The organism is Sphingomonas sp. LR60 (assembly GCF_036855935.1).
In the GTDB taxonomy this organism is placed as follows: domain Bacteria; phylum Pseudomonadota; class Alphaproteobacteria; order Sphingomonadales; family Sphingomonadaceae; genus Sphingomonas.
In genome coordinates, this window is record NZ_JASPFK010000001.1 from 3,641,735 (window position 1) to 3,665,781 (window position 24,047).

A 24,047-nucleotide genomic window follows, 5' to 3' on the forward strand; every position below is an offset into this window, starting at 1 on the left:
GCCGGATGAGCCTCGCCCCGCGCCTCGACCTTCGCCAGTCGCAATCGCTGGTGATGACGCCGCAGCTACAGCAGGCGATCAAGCTGCTGGCGCTGAGCAATCTCGAGATCGAGGGCGTGATCGCCGAGGAACTCGAACGCAATCCGTTGCTGGAGGCGACGCCCGGCGGTGACGATGTGCCGGAGCCGACGACGGTCGAGACGCCGACCCGCGACGAACCGGCCGGGGCCGACGAACTCGTCGTGTCGGGCGAGGCGACCGGCGAGTCGCTCGACGTCGACATCGCCGCCGAGCGCTTCGACGATTCGCCGTCCGACCACGCCGGCCTCTCGTCCAGCGCCGCGCCGGCGAGCGGCTCGGGTGAGGCGCCCGACCTGGATTCGTTCGCCGACACCAGCGAAAGCCTCGCCGACGTGCTGCTCGCGCAAGCCGGGGCAGCCTTCGACGAGGCGGAGTTGTTCATTGCGCGCGCGTTGATCGATCAGATCGACGAGGCGGGGTACCTCCGCGCCGATGTCGCGGAGCTGGCGCAGCGGCTGGGCGTCGCAGTCGCGCGGGTCGAGCGCGTGCTGACGATCATCCAACGCTTCGAGCCGACCGGAGTCGGCGCGCGCGACCTTGCCGAATGCCTCGCGATCCAGGCGCGCGAGGTCGATCGCTACGATCCGTGCATGGCGCGGCTGCTCGATCATCTCGATCTGCTCGCACGCGGTGATCTGACGCGGCTCAAGCGGCTGTGTCAGGTCGACGACGAGGATATGGCGGACATGATCCGCGAGCTGCGTGCCTATGATCCCAAGCCCGGCTGTCGCTACGGCGGCGAACCGCCCGCGCCGGTCATCCCCGATCTGTCGGTGACGCGGACCAAGGCCGGCTGGGCGATCGAGCTGAACGCCGCGACGCTTCCGCGGGTGTTGGTCAACAAGGGCTATTACAGCGAGCTGGCGGGCGGCAAGCAGGACAAGGCCGGCAAGGCGTGGCTCGCCGACAAGCTCGCCAGCGCCAATTGGCTGGTCAAGGCACTCGACCAGCGGCAACGCACGATCGTGCGCGTCGCGACCGAGATCGTAAAGCAGCAGGAAGCGTTCTTTCTCCGTGGCGTCGCGCATCTCCGCCCGCTGACGCTGCGCCAGATCGCCGAGGCGATCGACCTGCACGAGTCGACCGTCAGCCGCGTCACGAGCAACAAATATCTCAGCTGCGCGCGCGGCGTGTTCGAGCTGAAATACTTCTTCACCTCGGCGATCGCCGCGGCCGATGGCGGTGATGCGGTGTCGGCGGAGGCGGTGAAGAGCGCGATCCGCGCGCTGATCGCAGGCGAAGGCGATACGATCCTGTCCGACGATACCCTGGTCGAGCAGCTCAACGCGAAGGGCTTCGATATCGCGCGCCGCACCGTCGCCAAATATCGCGAAGCGATGGGGATCGGCAGTTCGGTGCAACGCCGCCGTGCCCGCGCGCTGCAACGCGCCTGAGGGTCAGTCGAAAGCTCCCGAGCGTCAGCCGACCGGCATCGTCTTCGCGGCCGGCTCGCATTCGGCCATCGCCTGTTCCTCGCCCTCGTGCGGCGCGGCGGGCAGCTTGCTGCGCCGCCAGCCGCCGTGACGATAGAAAGCGATCATCATCAGCATCGAGCCGATCGACCCGGCCGGGAAACTCCACCAGATCGCGTCCGCGCCCCATGTCGGCTCCAGCCCGGCTGCCATGCCGAGCCGCAGCGGGAACATCGCGAGCGCGAGGATCACCAGCGGCCCGACCACCGCACCGTTCGCGCGCACCGTCGCCGACAGGACCATCGACACACCGAACAGCACGAAGCTCCACGCCGCGATCAGGTTGATCCGCACCGCGATATCGACCGCGCCGCTGTCCTGCCCGAGGAACAGCCACAAGACGTGCCGGTCGAGCAGGGTCAGCAGCACGACCAGCCCGCCGGTGAGCGCCAGATTGGTGACGATTCCGACCCGCGTGATCCGATCGACGCGCGACCACGCCCCCGCGCCGATATTCTGCGCCGCCATCGCGCTGACCGCCGCGCCGACCGCCATCGCGGGCATCTGGACATAGGTCCATAACTGGTTCGCCGCGCCGTACGCCGCGGTCGTCGCCGTGCCGTGGCGATTGACCAGCCCGATCATCGCCAGCGCCGAGGTCGAGACCACCAGCATCTGCAGCCCCATCGGTACGCCCTTGGCGACGATCGTCCGCAGCAGCGCCGCGTCGGGCAGGACATAGCGCCACTCCGCACCCCGCAACCGGATCGGCAGATCGCGGCGATAGATGTAGACGAGCAGCGCGACCAGCGACACCGTATTGGCGATCAGCGTTGCGGTTGCCGATCCCTCGATCCCCAGCGCCGGTACCGGGCCGTAGCCGCGGATCAGCAACGGATTGAGCGCCACGTCGATCACGGAACCCAGCGCCATGAACTTGAGCGGGGTGATCGAGTCACCGGTGCCGCGCAGCGCCATCGTCAGCAGCACGCTGACGAATCCCGGCACCATCGCGACGAAGATCACGCGCAGATAGGCGAGCGCCAGTGGATAGACCTCCGCCGGTGTCGCCAGCACGCGCAGGATCGCTGGCGCGGCGAGCAATCCGACGGCCACGGTGACGATCGACAACAGCGTGAACAGCCCGACCGACGTGCCGAGCACGCGCCGCACCGCATCCAGATCGCGCCGGCCCATGTTCTGGCCGATCATGATCGTCGCGGCCATGCCGAAGCCGAACACCGCCGCGATCAGCAGGAACATGATGATATTGGCGTTGGTGGTCGCCGCCAGCGCACGTTCGCCGAGGAATTGCCCGATCCAGATCGCGTTGATCGACCCGTTGAGCGATTGCAGGATACTGGAGCCGAGCGTCGGCAGCGCGAACACCAGCAACGTCCGCCCTATCGGACCGGTCGTCAAATCCTGTTGCGATCCGCGCGCCATCTTCTGTCCCCTTGATTGCTGCTCTAGCGCGCGGGCGGCGGCGGCGACAGGGGGCGATCAGCGTCGCTCGCGATCCGCCGCGTCACGGTCACGAAGATCGGCACCGGCGTTTTCCAGCGCAGCCCCCGCGCGATCCCGCGTCCGGTCGCCGTGGCGGCGGATTTCGTCCTCCAGCCGGTCGGATGCCTCGGAGATACGATCCGCGGCGCGATCGATCTGATCGGCGGCAAGGCCATCGACGCGATTGGTGACGTGGTCGGCAAGACGATCGGTCAGCGAGTCGACGCTCTGCACGACATTGTCGGAGGCGCGTTCGATGTCGGAGGCGATCGCATTGCCGGTGCGCTCGGCATGATCCTCGGCGCGGTCCGAGCAGGCGGGGAGCGCCAGCGCGGCGAGCGGAACGAGCAGGGCGAGCGGCTTCATCGTCTTCCTCCGTGGTTTGGCGTGGTCAATCGCCGAACTCGCAGCTTTGTTGCGTCATGCTCCGCGGAGCGAGCGGCCGATCAGCGCGAAAAAGCGTGGCTGCTCGCATTGCTCTCGACGTCCCATTCCGGATGCCACTGAACCGCCAGCACATCGGCGCCGTTGGGCCGCGCGGCGATCGCTTCGATCACGCCATCGTCGCTCGACCACGCCTCGACCGTCAGCCCGTCACCGAGCCGCTCGACGGCCTGTTCGTGAACCGAATGGACCGACAGCCGCTGCTCGCCGGTCAGCGCGGCGAGCGTGCCATCGGCGGCGAGCTGCACGTCATGGCGGTGGTCGAACAGCGTCGCGTAATCCGCGTGATCCCAGCCGCCGCGCAAATGCCGGCCACAGCAGCGCTCGGTCGACAAGGTGCCGCCGAACAGCACGTTGATCTCCTGCATTCCCCGGCAGATCCCGAACACCGGCTTGCCCGCGGAGATCATCGCGTCGGCCATCGTCAGCGCCACGTCGTCGCGCTCCCGATCGAGCACGCCGCCCTCCTCGTCATTGGGAGCGCCATAGCGCGTCGGCGCGACGTTCGATCGCGAGCCGGTCAACAGCAGGCCATCCAGATAGTCGCTTAGCGTGGCGACGTCGCACGATTCGGCGATCGCCGGAACCAGCACGACGCACGCCTGCGACACGCGCGCCAGTGGTGCGACGAAGCGGCTCGCCACCACCTGCACCGGCCGCTGCACCGTCTCGTTGCAGCACAGCACGCCGATCACGGGTTTGCGCGTCTCAGCCATCGTGCGCACGCCAGTCGGTCGCATTGTCATGCGCTTGCGCCTCGGGCTGAACCACCAGTTGACCGGCGGCGACGTCCTCGAGCAACCACACATTGCCGCCGATCATCGCGCCCGCGCCGATCGTGACCCGCCCCAAGATCGTCGTTCCGGCGTAGATCACCACATCGTCCTCCACGATCGGGTGCCGCGCATAACGCGTGCGAGGCCGATCGGGATCATCGCCGCGCGGCGTGCGCGCGCCCAGCGTGACATGCTGGTACAGCCGGACGCGCGCGCCGATGATCGCAGTCTCGCCGATGACGACGCCGGTGCCGTGATCGATGAAGAACGACGGCCCGATCGTCGCGCCGGGATGGATGTCGATCCCGGTGCGCTCGTTCGCCAGTTCGGAGATCAGCCGGGCGACGATCGGTGCGCCGAGTTCGTAGAGCAGATGCGCCAGCCGGTGGTACAGGCTGGCGATCGCGCCGGGATAGCAGACGAGGATCTCGTCGGCGCTGCGTGCCGCGGGATCGCCGAGGAACGCCGCCTCGACATCGCTGTCGATCAGCCGCCGGATCTCGCCGAGCCCGGCGACGAACAGCCGCACGATCGTCGCCGGCTGGTCGCGATCGAAGGTGCCGCTGCTCGCCTCCGCCTGCCAATAGCCCAGCTCGGCGGCGACCTCGCGCTCCAGCTCGGTGGCGGCGGCGAGCAACTTGGCGGCGACGAACGCGTCTTCCTCCGCCGGCGCACCACGAAACTGGCCCAGCCGGCGCGGGTAGAGCGCGGCGGACAGCAGCTCGATCACCCGCTCCAGCGCGCCACGCGACGGAAAGCTGGTGGTATCGTGCCCGTCGTCATGCCGCGCCCGCCACGCTTTGCGCGCATCGCGCAGCTCGGCTACCGCTTCCGCCACCGGCACTGAATTGCGTTGATCGGTCATGCGCGCTCCTCGTTCGACGCGCATCATATCCCATCGTTATCGTGGGTGTTGAAAGAAGCAGGCCGGGTCCCCCAAAGCTGGACTGCCCCCAAGCTGGCCCGCTCAAGGTTCGTCGAACGGGCCGATCACCGTACCGACGAACCCGCCCGCGCGCGCAGTGCTGAGGAAGCGCGCGTCGACACCGTCGCGCAACGTCCTGCGCCGGCCCCCCGCCGCATAGTCGAATGCCATCGTCCCGCCGTCGGCACGGAGCGTCAGCGTCACGGGTTTCGCGGCGTCGATCGGGGCGCTGGCGACGAGCGTATCGCCGTCCGCATCGGCGCGGGCCCACAGCGCGATCATCGGCTTGCCCTGCACACGCGTCACCCCGAACAATAGCAGCGAACGGTCGTTCTGCACCGCCGCCAGCCCCGCCCGGGCGCCATCCTTGCCCGGCTGGTAGCGCATCGTCACCGAGACGGTCGCGACATGATGCTGCTGGCGCCGCCCAACGAAGGACGGCACGCCGTTCAGGTCGCCGAAGCGCGCGCCGGGGCGCAGCTCGAGCGCGCCACCGGCGACACGATGGAACGGCTGCCTGGGCGTGCGGATGCCGATCCATTGCATCGCCAGCCGGGTGCCTGCGAAATCATCGGCATAACCGAAATCGCCACTGGTCGGCAGCGCGGGCTTTGCGCCGGTAGGCAGCTTTGGACGCGGCGCGGTGAAGGGGATCGGCATGCCGCGTTCGAGGATATGCGGCCAGCCATCCTTCCACGTCACCGGCAGCAGGAACGTCTCGCGCCCGATGTTATAGAGCCCGTCGGCATAGGGGCGGGTCGCGAGGAAGGTCGCCCACCAGTCACCATTCTGTGTCTCGACGAATTTGGCATGCCCTGCCGAGGTGACCGGGTGCGGACGGCCAGGCGGCAGGTCGCGCTGCGTCAGGATCGGATTGGCGGCATAGGGCACGAACGGTCCGCGCAGGGTTCGCGAACGCAACACGACCTGCGAATGGTTGTCGCTCGTGCCACCCTCTGCCGCGCTGAGATAATACCAGCCATCCTTGCGCAGCAGGTGCGGCCCCTCGATCCACACCGGCTTCTTCGACAGATCGACCCCACCGTTGACGAGCATCGTGCTCTCGCCGACCATCTTGCCGGCGCGCCAGTCATATTCCTGCACCCAGATCGCACGATGCCCGTCATAGCGCGGTGGCTCGGCAGGCGCGCGATTGTTGACGATATAGGCGCGGTCACCCTCCCAGTAGATCGACGGATCGATCCCCTCGAACGGCAGCCAGATCGGCTGCGACCACGGCCCCGCCGGATCCCTGGCGGTGATGACGAAATTGCCACCGCATTCGACGCACGTATTGGCGATGTAGAAGGTGCCGTCGTGGAAGGAGATGTCGGGCGCGAACACCGCCTGCGACACACGCCGGCCGGTGAAGTCGAGCTGTTCGGGACGATCGATCGCATTGCCGATCTGCGTCCAGTTCACCAGATCCTTCGAGCGGAATACCGGCAGGCCGGGGAAGTGCGCAAACGACGAGTTGACGAGGTAATAATCGTCGCCGACCCGCGTCACGGACGGATCGGGATAATAGCCGGCGAGGATCGGGTTCTGATATTCGCCCGGCCTTGCCGTTGCACGCTCCTGTGCCTTGCCGTCGTAGCGGAAGTGCTCGAACCTGGCGGTCTGTCCCGCCGCCGTTCCGGCGCAGGCGATGACGCCGATCGCGACCGCGCCAAGCAGCGCGCTGTTTCGAAGCTTGAGACCCACGATCCTCTCCCGTCATTTTCGGGGCAGAGTAACCGGTAGCGCTATCATCGCAAGCGCGATCAGCGGCTTCCGGGGTCAGGATCGATGCTGTGAGGGGAAGCTGGATGCCCGACAAGGACTCGAACCTTGATTGACGGAGTCAGAGTCCGCTCTCTTACCATTAGAGGATCGGGCAACAGCGGGGGTGCGTCTATAAGCGTGCGGTCGCGGTGTCAACGCCTGCCTTGCCCAAGGTAGCGCGACTGTGTAGCTTCTAGATCAAGCACCGGGGGATCGCAGGGGCGATCCCGGTCCGGCAGATGTAAGAAAGTTGACGGCAATGGTGGATTTTCCCGCCCAATTGCCGCGCCGGCAGGCGATCGCTCCTGCCCGTTCGGCACGACCCCAGCCGCGCCATACGCGCGGCGCGCCGCGGCATTATGCCGCGCTCGACCTTGGCACCAACAATTGCCGCCTGCTGATCGCGCGGCCGCAAGGCGACGGCTTTGCCGTCGTCGACGCCTTTTCGCGAATCGTCCGGCTCGGCGAGGGACTTGCGCACAGCGGCGCGCTGTCTGACGCCGCGATCGAGCGGACGATCGCGGCGTTGCGCGTCTGCGCGGACAAGTTGAAGCGCCGCAACGTCACGCTGGCGCGCTCGGTCGCGACCGAGGCGTGCCGCCGCGCGAACAACGGGGCATCGTTCATCGCGCGCGTGCTGGAGGAAACCGGCATCCACCTCGACATCATCTCGGCCGAGGAAGAGGCGCGGCTGGCGGTGCTCGGCTGCCATGCACTGCTCGAACCTGGCACCGGCCCGGCACTGGTCTTCGACATCGGGGGCGGGTCGACCGAACTGGTGCTGGTCGATGCCGACACCACCGTTCCGCGCGTCCGCGACTGGCATAGTGCGCCATGGGGGGTCGTCTCGCTCACCGAAAGCGCGGGCGGCGGCAACACCACCGAGGAGCGCGCACGCGCCTACAAGCGGATGCGCACCCTCGTCGCCGAAAGCTTCGCGCCGTTCGCGGCACGACTGCCGCGGCCGAGCGGCGTACCGCGGCTGCTCGGCACGTCGGGGACGGTGACGACGCTCGCCAGCGTCCACCTCGGGCTCGAACGCTATGACCGCTCGCAGGTCGACGGGTTGATCGCGCCGGCCGCGGCGATGCGCACGATCAGCCAGGAACTGGCGGGCATGTCGCTCACCGAGCGCGCCAAACTGCCCTGTATCGGCCGCGAGCGCGCCGATCTGGTCGTCGCGGGTTGCGCGATCCTCGAAGGCATTCTGGACCTGTGGCCCGCCGAGCGGCTCGGGGTCGCGGATCGCGGGATTCGCGAAGGTATCCTGCGCCGGCTGATGGAGACGGGTGCATGAGGGGCGCAGGAGTTGGGCGGCAGCGGGTCAAGACCGCCAAGCGCCGCACCGCGCAATCGACGCGCTGGCTCGAGCGGCAGCTCAACGACCCGTACGTGCGTCGCGCCAAGGCCGAGGGCTATCGCAGTCGTGCGGCGTACAAGCTGATCGAACTCGACGAGCGGTTCGGGTTGCTCAAGGGCGTCAAACGCGTCGTCGATCTCGGGATCGCGCCGGGTGGGTGGAGCCAGGTGGTGCGCCGCGTCTCGCCCCACGCGGCGATCGTCGGAATCGACCTGTTGCCGGTCGATCCGATCGATGGCGTGACGATCTTCGAGATGGACTTCATGGACGATGCCGCGCCGGGCCAGTTGATGGAGGCGCTGGGCGGTGCGCCCGATCTGGTGATGTCGGACATGGCGGCGAACACCGTCGGCCATCCGCAAACCGATGCGCTTCGCACGATGGCGCTGGTCGAGACCGCGCTGGCGTTCGCGGTCGACGTGCTGCGGCCGGGTGGCACGTTCGTGTCGAAGGTCTTCGCCGGCGGCGCCGATTCGTCGCTGGTCGCGGAGATGAAGCGCAACTTCACGACCGTGAAGCACGCCAAGCCGCCGTCCAGCCGCAAGGGCTCGGTCGAGTGGTTCGTGGTGGCGCAGGGGTTCAAGGGGCGCGCTGCGGTTTCGGAGGAGTAGCGCCGGTCGCGTCACCCACACAACCGTCACCCCGGCGGACGCCGGGGTCCAGTAGCGGGCACTACGTTGCAATGCGGTGACGTGCCCCAACTAGGCCCCGGCTTTCGCCGGGGTGGCCAATGAAATTGGGTAAACCTGCGGCCCTCAAACGTCATTGCGAGCGTAGCAATGACGGGCGCTTACGCCTTCTTCGCCGCGATATACGCGTCCACCTGCTCCTCCAGCACATCGAGCGGCAGTGCGCCCTGCCCCAACACCGCTTCGTGGAAGCTGCGGATGTCGAACTTCGGTCCCAACTCGCGCTCGGCCCTGGCGCGCAGCTCGGCGATCTTCAGCTGGCCGACCATGTAGCTGGTCGCCTGCCCCGGCCAGTTGAAGTAGCGATCGACCTCGCGCCCGATATCGGTGTCGCTGACCGAGCTGTTGGCGCGGAAATAGGCGACTGCCTGTTCGCGCGTCCAGCGCTTCGAGTGAACGCCGGTATCGACGACCAGCCGGATCGCGCGCCACACCTGGTTGGAGAGCATCCCGAACTCGGCATAGGGGTCCTTGTACGCCCCCATCTCCTTGGCGAGCCGCTCGCTGTAGAGCCCCCAGCCCTCGACATAGGCGCCATAGCCGCCGAGCGTGCGGAACTTCGGCAGCCCGTCCAGCTCCATCGCGCGCGCGATCTGGAAATGGTGTCCAGGCGCCGCCTCGTGCGCGGCGATCGAGTCGAGCTGGATCTTCTGCGTCTGGTTCATGTCGACGAGGTTGACGTAGAAGATGCCCGGCCGCGACCCGTCCGGCGCGGGGCGGTTGTAGAAGGCAGTCGCGGCGGTGCCCTCGCGCCACTTCTCGACCGCGCGCACCTCCAGCTTCGCCTTGGGCAACCGCTCGAACCATTGCGGCGCGGCGGCCATCATCTGCGCGACGAAGCTGCGCGCGTCGCCCAGATACGCTTCGCGCCCGGCGTCGGTGTTGGGATATTTGAAGCGCGGGTCGGTTCGCACCACCTCGAAGAATTGCTCGAGCGTGCCGTTGAAGCCGACGCGGGTCTTCACCGCCTCCATTTCCTTGCGGATCGCGGCGACCTGCCGCAACCCGAGGTTGTGGATCTGGTCGGCGGTCAGGTTGGTGGTCGTCGAATCGCGCAGCCGGACCGCGTAATAGGCAGCGCCCTGCGGCAGCTTCCACGCGCCCCAATTGCCGGTCGATTGCGGCTCGAGTCGATCGAGCGTCGTAAACATCAGATCGTAACCGCGCTTCATCGGCCCGGTCATCGCCGCCGCCGCCGCGGCGAGCAGCCGCTGCTTCTCCACATCGGACGCCTTGAGCGCGGTCACCTTCTTGCGAAAATCGGCCATCAACGCCGAGTCCGCCCCGGCGGTGAACGGCGCACCGGTCACCACCTTGCGCGCGTCCGTCCGCACCGGGGCATAAATCATCTTAAGGGGCACGATCCCCATCTTCGCCTGCTCGCGCATCAGCGCGGCGGTCTCTTGCATCACCCGCTCCGAATCGCGGATGCGCGCGACATAGGCATCGGCATCGGCGACGCTGTCGATGCGATGGTTGTTGATGAGGAACGCCGGCACCGCGCCCATCGGGCTGCCGTTGGTCGACACCGGATAGCGCCACTTGCGAAAGCGGAAGCTGTCGCGTGCACGCTCGACCTGATCCTCGAACAGGCGGTAGCTCAGCTTGCCGCTCGGCCCCAGCCTGGCGGGCGAGAAGCTGGCACGCATCTCGCGAAGCTGCCGCTCGGACAGATCGCGCTCGCGGATCGCGGCGGCGTCGGTGTTGTCGTCGAGCTTGTCGTAATTGGTCTTGAGCCCGAGGCTGGTCTGCGCCTCGGGGCTGAGCGCGATCCGCGCGTCGAACGCGCGGTCAAGGAAGGCGGTCAGCCGCGCATCCTCCATTGCGGTCGGGGCGGCGGGAGCTTGTGCAGCGATCGCGGCGGGCGCGGCCAGCGCGAGGAGCAGGGCGCGCATCAATTCGGCCCCTGCCCGGTCGCGGCGGCGGTTGATGGCGGCACGGGCGGCGCATCGGAGCGCGCCACCGCCAGCGCGCGGTCGTACCACGCCGACAGGTCGCGCTTCATCGCCACCAGGGCGTCGGGATTGAGATAGGTCATGTGCCCCGCCGGATAGTAAGTGAAGGAGAGATTTCGCTGCTGCGCGGGTTCGAGCATCATGTGCCCGAGGTCGTTCTCGGTGCCGAAGAACGGCGTCGCCATGTCGTACCAGCCGTTCATCGACAGCACCTGCAGATACGGATTGCCGCGCATCGCCGCTGCCAGATCGACCGCGGTGTTGGGGTTGTTCTGCTGCCCGCCGCCGCGCAGCGGCGAGTCGTGCTTCCAGTTCCACGTCCAGCCCTTCGCGTCGCGTGCCGACAGGCGGTATGGCATGTCGGTCTTATAGCCGAGCGTGTGGGTCGCATAATCGTTGAAGGTCGCGATGAACGCGCCCGAGATCGCATCCGAGGACACGTCGCTTTCGGGCCGCTCGCCCGCCGCATCGCTGTCCACCCCGACATAGCGTGAATCGAAGCGCCCGACCGTCTGCCGCGAACCGCGCAGCAGCTCCTTCTGGAAGCGCGCAAGATCGACGCGCAGGTTGCTGCGGATCAGGAACTCCGGGCTAAGCCCGGTCAGTTCGCTCATCCGCCGCGCGACGCTGTCGCGTTCCTCTGGCGTGATGTTCTGCCCCTTGGCGAGCGCCGACATATACGGCCCGACCGCGAAGTCGCGTGCCTGCTGCACCACCGTCGCGACATCCGCCGGACGGTTGGCGAGCCGATTGTGATACCAGGCGGTGGCGGCATAGCTCGGCAGGTAATTGAGATAGACCTGATCGAGCCCCGGCTGGCGATAGCCGTAATTCATGATCGAGCTGAGCAGCACCACGCCGTTCAGCGCCATGCCGCGGTCCTGCAACTGGTACGCCAGCGCCCCCGACCGCAGCGTGCCGTAGCTTTCGCCGAAGATGAACTTGGGCGAGTTCCAGCGCCCGTACTTGGTGGAATAGCGCAGGATCGCCTTGGCGAAGGCGTCGGCATCCTCGTCGGTGCCGTAGAAGTCGGATGGCTTGGCATCGCCGAGCGGGCGCGAATAGCCCGCGCCGATCGCATCCAGGAACACCATGTCGGTCTTGTCGAGCAACGTGTACGGGTTCGGGCCGAAATCGTAGGGCGCGGGGCGGATGAACTCGGGGCTGCCGGTCTGGAGCCGCATCGGCGCGAACGAGCCCATGTGCAGCCAGAAGGTCGGGCTGCCCGGCCCACCGTTGTAGAAATAGGTGATCGGGCGTTTGGTGCCGGGCTTGGTCCTGTCGAGCGTATAGGCGGTGTAGAACATCGACGCGGTCGGCTTGCCCTCGATGTCGCGGATCGTCAGCGTGCCGGCCGTTGCGGTATAGCCCAGCCGCTTGCCCGCGACCGTCACCGCACCCTTGGAGCGTTCTTCGCGTTCCTCGACCGGCGCATTGGCGGTGGCGGCGTCGGCTTCCTCCCTCTGCACTTCGGCATTGCTCTTGGCCGGCCGCTTGTCCTTGTCCTGCGCCAGCGCCGGCATCGTCGCAGCGGCGAGCAGGAGGGCGGCATATCCGAAGCGCATCAGGCGATCCCCTATAGGTCAGGGATGCTGGTGTAATCGTCGCAACGGAAACGATGCAAGCCGTTGTAGCCCCTCCGTTACTCCGTCATTCCCGCGCAGGCGGGAATCCAGACGCGCAGGTCCGTCGATGGAGACGCGAACGTCAGAGATTCTGGATTTCCACCTGCGCGGCAACGACGGAGGCGGCTTCAATCATCCTCGTCCTCAAATCCTACCAGGGCCAACGCGCGCGCGCGGATCTGGCGGGTCATACACCAATGGACCAGAGCCTCCTCGCGCCCATGCGTCACCCAAACCTCGCGCGGCGAGATTTCGCTCAGCGTCTCGGTGAGTTCGTCCCAATCGGCGTGGTCGGAGAGGATCAGCGGCAGCTCGACGTTCTTCTGCCGCGCACGCTGCCGCACGCGCATCCAGCCGCTCGCCATCGCGGTGATCGGGTCGGGCAGCCGCCTGGACCAGCGATCGTTGAGCGCCGACGGCGGGCACATCACGATATGCCCCGCCATCTCCGCCTTCGCGACGCCGGTTGCCGGGCGCAGCTCTCCAAGCGGGACCCCATGCGCGGCATAGAGGTCGCACAGCCGCTGCAGCGCACCGTGGATATAGATGGGTGCGCTATGCCCGCGCACGCGCAGCTCGGCGATCACGCGTTGCGCCTTGCCGAGCGCGTAGGCGCCGACGACGATGCAGCGCTCGGGATTGGCGTGGAGCCGCGCGATCAACTTGTCGATCTCGTCGCCGGTATCGGGATGGCGGAACACCGGCAGCCCGAAGGTCGCCTCGGTGATGAAGACATCGCATTTGACCGGCTCGAACGGCGCACAGGTCGGATCGGCGCGGCGCTTGTAATCGCCCGACGCCACGACGCGCTCGCCGCGATGATCGAGCACGATCTGCGCCGAGCCGAGCACATGCCCCGCGGGCACGAAGCCGACCTCGACATCGCCGAGCCGGACGCTCTCGCCATAGGCGACCGGTCGGCCGACCTGCTCGCCATAGCGCGCGTCCATGATCGCGAGCGTTTCAGGGGTCGCCCACACCTCGCCGTGACCACCGCGCGCGTGATCGGCATGACCATGGGTGACGAGCGCCCGTGCGACCGGGATCGACGGATCGACCCACGCATCGGCGGGGCGCACGTACAGCCCGTGCGGGTGCGGTTCGAGCCAGTCGCCGAGCGTTGCCATGCCGCAACAACCGCGCGCGCGGATCGAAGTTCATCGACGCGTCGTTGACCATCCGACATACAGGAGAGAGCCAGTGGCAGGCGACAGTTTGTGGAGCTTCGTGGTGATCGCCGGGCCGATCATCCTGGTGGTGGCATTGTTGTTCGCGATGCTGCGCAACCGCCGCAAGCCGCATGAGGAAGCGCAAACGGAACAGGCGACGCGCGAGCTGTACAAGCAGCAATCCGCCGAGGATCGTACACGGACGCCGTGACTGTTCGTCAGACGCCACAACGCCTCCGTCATTACCGCGAAGGCGGGGATCCAGAACCTCTGACCTTTGTGGCTCTCACGACGACCCGCGCGTCTGGATTCACGCCTTCGCGGGAATGACGAAGTGGTGGGCAACCGGTTGCCCATCCCGCGCCACCCCTTACATCCCTGACATGCCCACCCGGACATCCGATTGACCACCCTCCCCGCCGTCCTCACCGACTGGTTCACGCGCCGGGGGTGGCAGCCGCGTCGGCACCAGCTGGCGATGCTGGACGAGGCGCGGGCCGGGCATCACGCGCTGCTGATCGCCGCCACCGGTGCGGGCAAGACGCTGGCGGGTTTCCTCCCGACGCTGACCGAACTGATCGAGGCGCCGGTCGACGGGCTCCACACGCTCTACGTCTCGCCGCTCAAGGCGCTGGCGGTCGATATCCAGCGCAACCTGCTTGCACCGATCGAGGAGATGGAGCTGGACTTGCGCGTCGAGACGCGCACCGGGGACACGCCGTCGGACCGGAAAGCGCGACAGCGGGTCAAGCCGCCGCAGATCCTGCTGACCACCCCCGAGTCGCTGTCGCTGCTGCTCAGCTATCCCGACAGCTTCACGATGTTCGCCGGGCTGCGGACGATCGTCGTCGACGAGGTGCACGCCTTCGCCACCGGCAAGCGCGGCGACCTGCTCAACCTGTGCATGGCGCGGCTTCAGACGATCGCGCCCGCGATGCGCCGCGTCGCGCTGTCGGCGACGGTCGCCGACCCGGACGGCTATCGCGCATGGCTCGCGCCCGATGGCGACATCGACCGGGTGGCGTTGGTCCATGGCGATGCCGGGGTCGATCCCGATATCGCGATCCTGCTGCCCGAGGGTCGCGTGCCATGGGCCGGCCATTCGGGGCGCTATGCCGCCGAGCAGGTGATGGCCGAGATCGAGACGCACAAGACCTCGATCGTCTTCTGCAACACCCGCAGCCTCGCCGAGCTGATCTTCCAGGATCTGTGGAAGGCCAATGCGATGCAGCTGCCGATCGGCATCCACCACGGCAGCCTGGAGAAGGAAGCGCGTCGCAAGGTCGAAAACGCGATGGCCGACGGCCGGCTGCGCGCCCTGGTGGCGACCGCCAGCCTCGACCTCGGTGTCGACTGGGGCGACGTCGATTGCGTGATCCAGATGGGTGCGCCCAAGGGCTCGTCGCGGCTGCTCCAGCGGATCGGGCGCTCGAACCACCGGCTCGATCAGGCGAGCGAAGCGATCCTCGTTCCCGGCAACCGCTTCGAATATCTGGAGGCACGCGCCGCGCTCGACGCGGTCGAAGCGGGCGAGCTGGACAGCGACGTGTTCCGCATGGGCGCGCTCGACGTGCTCGCGCAGCATGTCATGGCCTGCGCCTGCGCCGCGCCGTTCGAGCAGGCGGCGATGCTGGACGAACTCCGCTCCGCCCTGCCATATTCGGCGCTCACCGAAGAATTGTTCGACCGCGTGCTCGGGTTCATCCGCGACGGCGGCTATTCCTTGCGCGCCTACGACCGCTTCAAGCGGCTGACGCAGGATGCCGACGGGCGCTGGCGCGTGAGCCACCCAAAGTTCGTCGCACAGCATCGGCTCAACGCCGGGATCATCGTCGAGGCGACGATGCTCAAGGTGCGGTTCCGCAACGGACGCGCACTCGGCAAGGTCGAGGAAGGTTTCGCCGCGACGCTGAGCCATGGCGACACCTTCTTTTCGCGGGGTTGAGCCTCGAGGTCGAGAAGATCGACACCGAGGATCTGATCGTCCGCGCCACCAGCCGCCCAGCGCGGATCCCGACCTATGGCGGCAGCCGGATGCCGCTGTCGACAAACCTCGCCAACCGCGTGCGGCGCTTCCTCGACACGCCCGCGGAATGGCACCGCTTTCCCGACGACGTGCGCGAATGGCTGGAGATCCAGCAGCGTCGCTCGACCCTCCCCCACCCCGAGCAATTGCTGGTCGAGACCTTCCCGCGCGAAGGACGGCATTACATGGTCGCGTACAGCTTCGAAGGCTGGAACGCGCACCAGTCGCTTGGGATGCTGGTGACGAAGCGGATGGAGACGCTGGGGCTCAAGCCGCTCGGCTTCGTCGCCAACGATTATGCGATCGCCTGTTACGGGCTGGAGAAGGTCACCGATCCCGCCGCCTTGTTCAGTGCCGATATCCTCGAACATGAGTTCGTCGAATGGGTCGAGCGCTCGCATTTGCTCAAGCGCGCGTTCCGCGAGGTGGCGGTGATCGGCGGGCTGGTCGAGCGCCAGCACCCGGGCAAGCGCAAGACCGGGCGTCAGGTGACCTTCTCGACCGACCTGATCTACGACGTGCTGCGCCAGTACGAGCCCGGTCATGTGCTGCTCCAGGCCGCCTGGGCCGATGCCCGCGCGCGGATGACCGACGTCGGGCGGCTCGCCGATCTGCTCGACCGCGCCGCGGACACGATGGTGCATGTCGATTTGCCGCGGGTCACGCCACTGGCGGTGCCGGTGTTGACGCTGATCGGACGCGAAAAGGTGGCGACCGGCAGCGCCGACGATGCGCTGCTGATCGAGGCCGAAGCGCTCGCTGCGGAGGCGATGCGCGTGGATTGATCGCGTACGCGGCGAGGCGTAGGCTGTGCGTAATGGAGAGATTGCTCGCGCTGCTGCTTGCTTGCGCTGCCGTGCCGGCGACCGCGCAGCAGGCGCCTCCGCCCGAGCCTCCCATGCCGCCGACCGCTGCCGTCGGCGAGGATCTTGCCTTTCTAGATCAGGAAGACCGGATGACCGTCCCGGTGCGGATCGACGGCGCCGGCCCCTATCCGTTCATCATCGATTCGGGCGCGCAACGCAGCGTCATTTCGCGCCAGCTCGCGACCCGGCTCGCGCTGCCACCCGGCCCGACGGTTCGGATGACGACGATTACCGGCACCAGCATCGTCGATACGGTCGTGATCCCGTCGCTGTCGGTCAGCACGCTGGGCGCACTGCGCGTCGAGGCGCCGGCGCTCGACGCCAAGGATCTGGGGTCGCTCGGTATTCTCGGCATCGACGCGATGCAGAATCATGCGCTGACGATCGATTTCGACCAGCAACGGATGGCGGTGACGCCGGCAGTGGGCGTAAAGCCGCCTCGCCCCGAACCCGGCGAGATCGTCGTGCGCGCGAAGAGCCTGTTCGGCCAGTTGGTCGTCACCAACGCCACGGTCGCCGGGCGGCGCGTGCGCGTCGTGCTGGATACCGGGACGAGCGTGAGCATCGGCAATCTGGCGCTGCGGCGTTTGCTGACGCGGCGCGGCGGCGGGATACCGATCGTCTTCACCAGCGTCACCGGTGAGAGCATCACGACCGATTATGCCGCGTTGCCGATGCTGACGCTGGGCAGCGCCACGATCCGCTCGCTGCCGGTCGGCTTTGCCGATGCGCGGCCGTTCGCGGCCTTAGGGCTGGAGGGGAAGCCGGCGCTGCTGCTCGGGATGGATGTGCTGCGGCTCTTCCGCCGCGTACATATCGACTTCGCGCGCCGCGAGTTACGGCTGCTGCTGCCGCGCGACGCGGGGCGCGCACGCGTCTTGTGAGATATTGCACCCCTGCCGTTTCGCTGCGACGGTCGCCGCAACGACGAAGGGGAATGTGGATGCATAACGTGGCGATCGCGGCCGGCGTACTGACGATGCTGGCGACGGGCGCCGCGGCGCAGACACGCCCCGACCAGAAAGCGTTCTTCGACCTCTACAAGGAGATGGTCGAGACCAACACGGTCGTGAACGTCGGCAGCTGTACGCAGGCGGCGGCGCAGGTCGGCGCGCGGTTGAAGGCGGCGGGCTTTGCCGATGCCGACATCACCAGCTTCTCCGTCCCCGAACATCCCAACGACGGCGGCATCGTCGCGATCTTGAAGGGCAGTGACGCCAGCGCCAAGCCGATCCTGTTGCTTGGCCACCTCGACGTCGTCGCCGCCAAGCGCGAGGATTGGCAGCGCGATCCCTTCAAGCTGGTCGAGGAAGACGGCTATTATTATGCGCGCGGCACGGTCGACGACAAGGCGATGTCCGCGATCTGGGCCCATGCGATGATCCGCTTTCGCCAGCAGAATTATCGCCCGAAGCGGACGATCAAGCTGGCGCTGACCTGCGGCGAGGAAACCACCTTCGCGTTCAACGGAGCCCAGTGGCTGGCGCAGAACCGGCCCGAGCTGATCGCGGCCGAATTCGCGCTCAACGAGGGCGGCGGCGGGCGGCTCGATGCGGCGGGCAAGCGGCAGTTGCTCGCGGTGCAGGTCGGCGAGAAGGCCGCGCAGAATTATGCGTTCGTCACCACCAACCCGGGCGGACACAGCTCCGCTCCGACCCCCGACAATGCGATCTACGAGCTGGCCGACGCGATCAAGGCGGTGCAGGGCTATGAATTCCCGGTGCACTTCACCGACACGACCCGCGCCTATTTCACCGCCACCGCCGCGCGCGCTGACAGCGAACAGGCGGACGCGATCCGCCGGTTGCTCGCCGATCCGACCGACAAGGCCGCCGACGCCATCGTCAGCCGCGACAAGGTGCTCCATTCGACGCTGCGCACGACCTGCGTCGCGACGTTGCTCAACGCCGGCCATGCCGAAAACGCGCTGCCGCAACGCGCGACCGCCAACGTCAATTGCCGGATTTTCCCCGGCGAGACGGTCGACGGCACGCTGGCGACGCTAGAGCGGCTCGCCGGGGACAAGGTGACGGTCACCGCCAATCAGCCGGTCCGCCCGACCGCGATCCCGCCGACGCTCGATCCGAAGGTAATCGAGCCGATGAAGCGCATCGCGGCGAAGCACTTCCCGAAATTGCCGCTGCTGCCGATGATGTCGACCGGCGCCACCGACGGCGTGTTCCTCGAGGCTATCGGCATTCCGGTATACGGCGTGCCGGGGACGTTCGTCGATCCGCAGACCAGCGGCGTCCATGGCCTGAACGAGCGGATCCGTGTCGACTCCCTCTACGATGCGCGCGACTATATGTTCGATCTGGTGAAGGCTTATGCGGGCTAAGCGGTTGATCCGCAGTGCCACCTGAGGCATGGCGGACGGCATGGTTCCCGTTCCGTTCGCCGAACTCCGCTTCGCCGGGCACGCCTGGCAGGCGTTGCCCGAGGGGGCGCTGTTCTGGCCGGCGCGGCGGGCGTTGCTGGTCGCCGACCTGCATCTCGAAAAGGCGAGCTGGTTCGCGCGCGGCGGGCAGATGTTGCCCCCTATGATTCGATCGCCACACTGACCGCGCTCGCCGCGACGGTGGCGGCGACGGGCGCGGAGGAGGTCTGGTGCCTCGGCGACAGCTTCCACGATATCGCCGGTTGTGACCGCTTGCCCGATGCGGCGCGCGAGCAACTGTCGACGCTGACGGCGACGACGCGTTGGACCTGGATCACCGGCAATCACGATCGCGTCTATGTCGATCGCTGCGGTGGCGCGGTGCGGGACGAAGCGGTGGTCGACGGCGTGGTGCTGCGTCACGAGGCTGATCCACGTGAAACACGCCCGGAGCTATCGGGCCATTATCATCCCAAGCTGCGCGTAAAGGTCCGCGGCAAGCTGGTCGCGCGCCGCTGTTTCGTGGCGACCGCGACCAAGCTGATCTTCCCGGCCTTTGGTGCGCTGACCGGCGGGCTCGACGTCACCCATCCGGAGATCGCCCGCGCGACCGGCGGCGGGGCGGAGGCGCTGGTCGCCCTGCCCGACCGGTTGTTGCGGTTTCCGGTCGCGGCCTGAACCGGTCAGCCGATCGCGAACTCGACCGCTGCTGCGGCGTGAAGCGTCGTGGTGTCGAACAGCGGCACTGGTGAGTCCGCTTGGGAAACCAATAGCATGATCTCGGTGCAGCCAAGGATGATGGCAGTGGCCCCCTGCGCAACGAGCGCCGCGATGACGGTCCGGTAGATCGTGCGGGTTTCGTCCCGCACCACGCCGCGGACCAATTCGTCGTAGATGATCCGGTGAACCTCGGCGCGCTGTGCGGCATCAGGCACCAGCACATCGAGCCCGAAGCGATCCGCTAGCCGCTCGCGATAGAAAGGCTCTTCCATTGTGAACGCCGTGCCGAGCAGCCCGACCCGACGGTGCCCGCCCCTCACGATCGCCGCGCCGGTCGCGTCGGCGATGTGAAGCAGCGGCTGAGGTTGTGCCGCGACGATCGCGTCGGCAACCTTGTGCATTGTGTTGGTACACAGCACGATCGCTTCCGCGCCGGCATCGGAGAGCGTGCGGGCTGCCGTCGCCATTCGCGTGCCGAGCGCGGTCCAGTTGCTGGCGTGCTGAAGCGCCGCAATCTCTGTGAAATCGACCGAGAGCAGGAGCAGCGGGGCGGAGTGCGTCCCGCCTTTCCGCTCTCGCACCCCCTGATTGATCAACCGATAGTAATGCGCCGAGCTCTCCCAGCTCATCCCGCCGATCAACCCGAGGGTGCGCATCACACCATCGTGCCCATCAGCAGCTTGGGCAGGTCACCGCTCTCGCCCCGCGCCTCCGCCATGAAGCGGTCCTTGAGCGGCGGCAGGCGGTCGACCGCCGTGATCCCGAAGCGCCGCACCGCGCTTGCCGCCTTGCCGGGGATGCCGAACAGCCGCGTCAGCGTGTCGGTCGCCGCGGCGACCATGAACGTGTCGAGGCTCCGCCAACGCTCATAGCGCTTGAGCAATTGTGCATCACCCGCCTCCAGCCCGAGCCGCCGCCCTTCGACCAGCACCTCGACCAACGCGGCCACGTCGCGATAGCCGAGGTTGACCCCCTGCCCCGCGATCGGATGAATACCGTGCGCCGCATCACCCACCAGCACCAGCCGCGTGTCGGTCAGCCGCGCCGCATGGTGGAAGCCGAGCGGATAGCTCGCGCGCGGCGACGCGTGCGACAGCGCCCCGAGGAACCCGCCCATGCGCTTCTCGGCTTCCGCCAGGAATCCGCGGTCGCCGAGCTTGAGCATCCCGGCGGCTTGATCCCCCGCCACCGTCCAGACGATCGCCGAGCGATGCCCGATCTCGTCACTGGGCAAAGGCAGCAACGCAAACGGTCCGGCCGAATAGAAGATTTCATACGCCACATTCTCGTGGCTCCGCTCGTGATGAAAGGCGCCGATGATCGCGGCATGATCATATTGCCAGCGCGCGACGTTGATCCCAGCTGCGGCGCGCGTCGGCGATTGTCGCCCCTCGGCGGCGACAAGCAGGTCCGCGGTGACGATTGCCCCCGACGTTAAGGTCGCACGCACCCCGTCGGCGGTGCGCTCGATCGTCGTCGCGCGCGTCTGCATCCGCAGATCGACGCGCTCGGCCGCGACCGCCGCATCGTAGAGCGATAGGCGCAGCAGGCGATTCTCGTACATCGTGCCCAGCGCGGCATCGTCAATCGCCGGGATGAAATCGAGCTTGCCGGGTGCCAGCCCGTCGCTGACGCGGATCTGCCGGATCTCGCAGCCCTTGCCGCGCAGCACATCGCCGACGCCGATCGCATCGAGCATCTTGTGGCTCGCGCTCGCCACCGCCGACGCGCGACCATCGAACGCCGCGGTCAAGGTCACCGCCGGATCGGCAGGGTCGACGACGATCGAGGACAGGCCATGGCGATCGAGCGCGACCGCAAGCGCACTGCCGACCAGCCCGCCGCCGAGGATGAGCACATCTGCCCGCGCATCTGCTTTGTCCATGATCCAGCCCTATCGTCAGTCGCACGCGATGCCAACGTCCACCGCCATCTTGACGTACAACGCGCGGGGGCGGAGAATATGGCGGTATTTTCTGACATCGTTGGGGGTTTGGGATGGCAAGCCGTGTCGATGCGCCATTGTGGCGTGAGACGGTCAAGGCCGGGGCGTTGCGCAGCGGGGCGTTGATCCTCGCCACCGCATTGTTCGTGCTGACGGTGGCGATGGCGGTCGCGCTCGTCACCTATCAGGCGGGCGACGCCTCGCTCAACACCGCCGCCGCGGGTGTGACCGGCAATCTGCTCGGCAGCCCCGGCGCATGGTTCGCCGATCTCGCGCTGACAATGTTCGGCCCGGCGGTGGCGTTGCTGCTACCGGTCGCGCCGATCGTTGCGCTGCGGCTGTGGCGCGCACAGCCGGCGGGGGACGGCTGGCGGATGCTCCGCAATGCCGCGATCGGCGTCGCGCTGATGGCGGTGACGCTGACCTGCGTCGCGCCGGGTGCGGTGCCCGCGCTGCCGTTCGGCTGGGGTGGCGCGGTCGGCTCGGGCGTCGTCGGCGCGATCCGCTCCGGAATCGCACTGATCGGCAATCCGCTGGTGACGTGGTGGAGCGTCCTCGCACTCGGGCTGATCACCGGCGTGGCGGGCGCGATCCTATGGGGCCGCAGCCTCGAAATTGACCTCGCCCGCTTCGCCCCCTCGCCGCGCCTGCTCCGCCGTCGTGCGCGCGACGACGCGGATGGTGTCGACGACATCGCGTTCGATGACGCAGAGGATGACGAGGACGCGCCGTTCTCGCTCGCGCGCAACCCCGCGCCGCGCGCGGTCGCGCAACCCGACAATCGCCCCGCCCCGGTCATCAGCGATCGCACCACCTCGCCGTCGCTCGCACCGCCGAAGCCGCAACAGCGGCTCGACCTGCGCGACACGTTCGTGCTGCCCGCGCTCGACCTGCTGACCCCGGCACCGGCAAACCAGAGCAGCCCGGTCGACAAGGCCGGGCTGGAGCGCAACGCCCGGTTGCTCGAAACCGTCCTCGACGACTTCAAGGTACAAGGCGCGATCACCGAGGTGCGCCCCGGCCCGGTCGTCACGATGTACGAACTGGAGCCGGCGCCGGGCACCAAGGCGAACCGCGTCATCGCGCTCGCCGACGACATCGCGCGCAATATGTCCGCGATCTCGGCGCGTGTCGCGACGATCCCCGGTCGCTCGGTGATCGGCATCGAACTGCCCAATACCAAGCGCGAGATGGTGTCGCTCCACGAACTCGTCGCCAGTCAAGCGTTTGAGGATCAGACCGCACAGCTCCCCGTCATCCTCGGCAAGAACATCGCCGGTGATCCCGTCATCGCCGATCTCGCGCCGATGCCCCATCTGCTCGTCGCGGGCACCACCGGCTCGGGTAAGTCGGTCGGGCTCAACGGCATGATCCTGTCGCTGCTCTACCGGCTCACCCCGGATCAGTGCCGGATGATCATGATCGATCCGAAGATGCTCGAACTGAGCATGTACGACGACATCCCGCACTTGCTCTCCCCGGTCGTCACCGATCCCGCCAAGGCGGTGCGCGCGCTGAAATGGGCGGTCGAGACGATGGAGGATCGCTACCGCCAGATGTCGTCGGTCGGCGTCCGCAGCCTTGCCAGCTTCAACGACAAGGTTCGCGCGGCACGGGCCAAGGGCACCCCGCTCGGGCGACGCGTCCAGACCGGCTATGGCGAGAACGGCCAGCCGATCTACGAGGAAGAGCAGCTCGATTACGACGTCCTCCCGCAGATCGTCGTCATCGTCGACGAGCTGGCCGACCTGATGATGACCGCCGGCAAGGAAGTCGAATTCCTGATCCAGCGGCTCGCGCAAAAGGCGCGCGCGGCGGGCATCCACCTGATCATGGCGACGCAGCGCCCCTCGGTCGACGTCATCACCGGCGTCATCAAGGCGAACCTGCCGACCCGCATCAGCTTCCACGTCACCAGCAAGATCGACTCACGGACGATCCTCGGCGAACAGGGAGCGGAGCAGCTGCTCGGGCGCGGCGACATGCTCTATATGCCGGGCGGCAAGGGCATCGTCCGTGTCCACGGCCCGTTCGTCAGCGACGACGAGGTACGCGCGGTCACCGATCACTGGCGCGCTCAAGGTCAGCCCGATTATATCGAGTCGGTCACCGAAGAGCCGGCGGAGAGCTTCGCGCTCGAGGGCGCGCCGACCGGCGAAGACTCGCCGGAAGATCAGCAATATCGCGCGGCGGTGTCGATCGTCTGCGGCAGCCAGAAGGCATCGACGTCGTGGCTCCAGCGCCAGTTGCGGATCGGCTATAATTCCGCGGCGCGATTGATCGAGCGGATGGAGAAGGAAGGTGTGGTCAGCCGCCCCGACCATGTCGGTCGTCGCGAAGTGCTCCGCGATACCGACGGCAATCCGGCATAAGCTGCCCCCTGCCCCGTCACCCCGGACCAGATCCG

General features: G+C 67.5%; 17 protein-coding genes, 1 tRNA gene and 2 pseudogenes. 9 read left to right on the forward strand and 11 right to left on the reverse strand.

All coding sequences use genetic code 11. The features are described 5' to 3' along the window. The first annotated feature begins 5 nt into the window (after window positions 1-5). A complete protein-coding gene (gene rpoN / locus QP166_RS17420) occupies window positions 6-1,475 on the forward strand; it encodes an RNA polymerase factor sigma-54 (RefSeq protein WP_333917050.1) in 1,470 nt (489 codons plus the stop codon). 24 nt (window positions 1,476-1,499) lie between these two features. Here rpoN and QP166_RS17425 read toward each other — a convergent pair whose 3' ends face one another. From QP166_RS17425 to QP166_RS17450, 6 genes are all read right to left on the reverse strand, one after another. Beyond that, complete coding sequence (locus tag QP166_RS17425; protein ID WP_333917051.1) at window positions 1,500-2,939, reverse strand: MATE family efflux transporter; 1,440 nt, start codon at window positions 2,937-2,939, stop codon at window positions 1,500-1,502. Between the two features lie 57 nt (window positions 2,940-2,996). Then, window positions 2,997-3,365, reverse strand: coding sequence for a hypothetical protein (locus tag QP166_RS17430; protein ID WP_333917052.1), 369 nt, complete (start codon window positions 3,363-3,365; stop codon window positions 2,997-2,999). 80 nt (window positions 3,366-3,445) lie between these two features. Then, window positions 3,446-4,159 carry a gamma-glutamyl-gamma-aminobutyrate hydrolase family protein gene (locus tag QP166_RS17435; protein ID WP_333917053.1) on the reverse strand — a complete coding sequence of 238 codons (714 nt, stop codon included), beginning with the start codon at window positions 4,157-4,159 and terminating at the stop codon, window positions 3,446-3,448. Then, window positions 4,152-5,084: a serine O-acetyltransferase EpsC gene (epsC, locus tag QP166_RS17440; RefSeq protein ID WP_333917054.1), complete on the reverse strand. Its 933-nt coding sequence runs from the start codon at window positions 5,082-5,084 to the stop codon at window positions 4,152-4,154. The genes QP166_RS17435 and epsC overlap by 8 nt, the downstream gene beginning before the upstream one ends. A gap of 102 nt (window positions 5,085-5,186) precedes the next feature. Then, the gene (locus QP166_RS17445) at window positions 5,187-6,848 is read right to left on the reverse strand and encodes a glycoside hydrolase family 43 protein (RefSeq protein WP_443027227.1); all 1,662 of its coding nucleotides are present in this window, start codon (window positions 6,846-6,848) and stop codon (window positions 5,187-5,189) included. A 101-nt stretch (window positions 6,849-6,949) separates the two neighbouring features. Further along, window positions 6,950-7,023, reverse strand: a tRNA-Gln gene (locus tag QP166_RS17450). 144 nt (window positions 7,024-7,167) lie between these two features. On the opposite strand from QP166_RS17450, the gene QP166_RS17455 reads away from it, so the two are divergent. Both QP166_RS17455 and QP166_RS17460 read left to right on the forward strand, forming a co-directional pair. Continuing rightward, window positions 7,168-8,205: a Ppx/GppA phosphatase family protein gene (locus QP166_RS17455; protein WP_333917055.1), complete on the forward strand. Its 1,038-nt coding sequence runs from the start codon at window positions 7,168-7,170 to the stop codon at window positions 8,203-8,205. After that, entirely contained in the window at window positions 8,202-8,879 is a 678-nt protein-coding gene (locus QP166_RS17460; protein WP_333917056.1) for an RlmE family RNA methyltransferase, read from the forward strand. Before QP166_RS17455 ends, QP166_RS17460 begins: the two co-directional genes overlap by 4 nt. 179 nt (window positions 8,880-9,058) lie before the next feature. Here the strand turns inward: QP166_RS17460 and QP166_RS17465 are convergent, their stop codons facing one another. The 3 genes from QP166_RS17465 to QP166_RS17475 all read right to left on the reverse strand — a co-directional run bounded on the left by QP166_RS17465 (window position 9,059) and on the right by QP166_RS17475 (window position 13,664). Continuing rightward, a complete protein-coding gene (locus QP166_RS17465) occupies window positions 9,059-10,852 on the reverse strand; it encodes a DUF885 domain-containing protein (RefSeq protein ID WP_333917057.1) in 1,794 nt (597 codons plus the stop codon). Beyond that, window positions 10,852-12,477 carry a S10 family peptidase gene (locus QP166_RS17470; RefSeq protein ID WP_333917058.1) on the reverse strand — a complete coding sequence of 542 codons (1,626 nt, stop codon included), beginning with the start codon at window positions 12,475-12,477 and terminating at the stop codon, window positions 10,852-10,854. The genes QP166_RS17465 and QP166_RS17470 overlap by 1 nt, the downstream gene beginning before the upstream one ends. Window positions 12,478-12,665: 188 nt before the next feature. Continuing rightward, on the reverse strand, window positions 12,666-13,664 hold the full coding sequence (locus QP166_RS17475) for a ligase-associated DNA damage response exonuclease (protein WP_333917059.1): 999 nt from the start codon (window positions 13,662-13,664) through the stop codon (window positions 12,666-12,668). A 73-nt stretch (window positions 13,665-13,737) separates the two neighbouring features. Here QP166_RS17475 and QP166_RS17480 point away from each other — a divergent pair, with 73 nt between their 5' ends. The 5 genes and pseudogenes from QP166_RS17480 to pdeM all read left to right on the forward strand — a co-directional run bounded on the left by QP166_RS17480 (window position 13,738) and on the right by pdeM (window position 19,653). Beyond that, on the forward strand, window positions 13,738-13,917 hold the full coding sequence (locus QP166_RS17480) for a hypothetical protein (RefSeq protein WP_333917060.1): 180 nt from the start codon (window positions 13,738-13,740) through the stop codon (window positions 13,915-13,917). A 267-nt stretch (window positions 13,918-14,184) separates the two neighbouring features. Further along, window positions 14,185-16,517, forward strand: a pseudogene (locus QP166_RS17485) (ligase-associated DNA damage response DEXH box helicase). Window positions 16,518-16,630: 113 nt separating this feature from the next. Beyond that, window positions 16,631-17,482 carry an aspartyl protease family protein gene (locus QP166_RS17490; protein ID WP_333917061.1) on the forward strand — a complete coding sequence of 284 codons (852 nt, stop codon included), beginning with the start codon at window positions 16,631-16,633 and terminating at the stop codon, window positions 17,480-17,482. A gap of 59 nt (window positions 17,483-17,541) precedes the next feature. Next, window positions 17,542-18,936, forward strand: a complete 1,395-nt coding sequence (locus QP166_RS17495; protein ID WP_333917062.1) for a M20/M25/M40 family metallo-hydrolase — start codon at window positions 17,542-17,544, stop codon at window positions 18,934-18,936. A gap of 40 nt (window positions 18,937-18,976) precedes the next feature. Then, window positions 18,977-19,653 (forward strand): annotated as a pseudogene (pdeM, locus tag QP166_RS17500) (ligase-associated DNA damage response endonuclease PdeM). A 5-nt stretch (window positions 19,654-19,658) separates the two neighbouring features. Here pdeM and QP166_RS17505 read toward each other — a convergent pair. Together QP166_RS17505 and QP166_RS17510 are read right to left on the reverse strand one after the other, a co-directional pair. Continuing rightward, on the reverse strand, window positions 19,659-20,351 hold the full coding sequence (locus QP166_RS17505) for an aspartate/glutamate racemase family protein (protein WP_333917063.1): 693 nt from the start codon (window positions 20,349-20,351) through the stop codon (window positions 19,659-19,661). Further along, window positions 20,351-21,580, reverse strand: coding sequence for a UbiH/UbiF/VisC/COQ6 family ubiquinone biosynthesis hydroxylase (locus QP166_RS17510; RefSeq protein WP_333917064.1), 1,230 nt, complete (start codon window positions 21,578-21,580; stop codon window positions 20,351-20,353). Before QP166_RS17510 ends, QP166_RS17505 begins: the two co-directional genes overlap by 1 nt. Before the next feature lie 113 nt (window positions 21,581-21,693). On the opposite strand from QP166_RS17510, the gene QP166_RS17515 reads away from it, so the two are divergent. Then, window positions 21,694-24,012: an FtsK/SpoIIIE family DNA translocase gene (locus QP166_RS17515; protein ID WP_333917065.1), complete on the forward strand. Its 2,319-nt coding sequence runs from the start codon at window positions 21,694-21,696 to the stop codon at window positions 24,010-24,012. Window positions 24,013-24,047 lie beyond the last annotated feature (35 nt).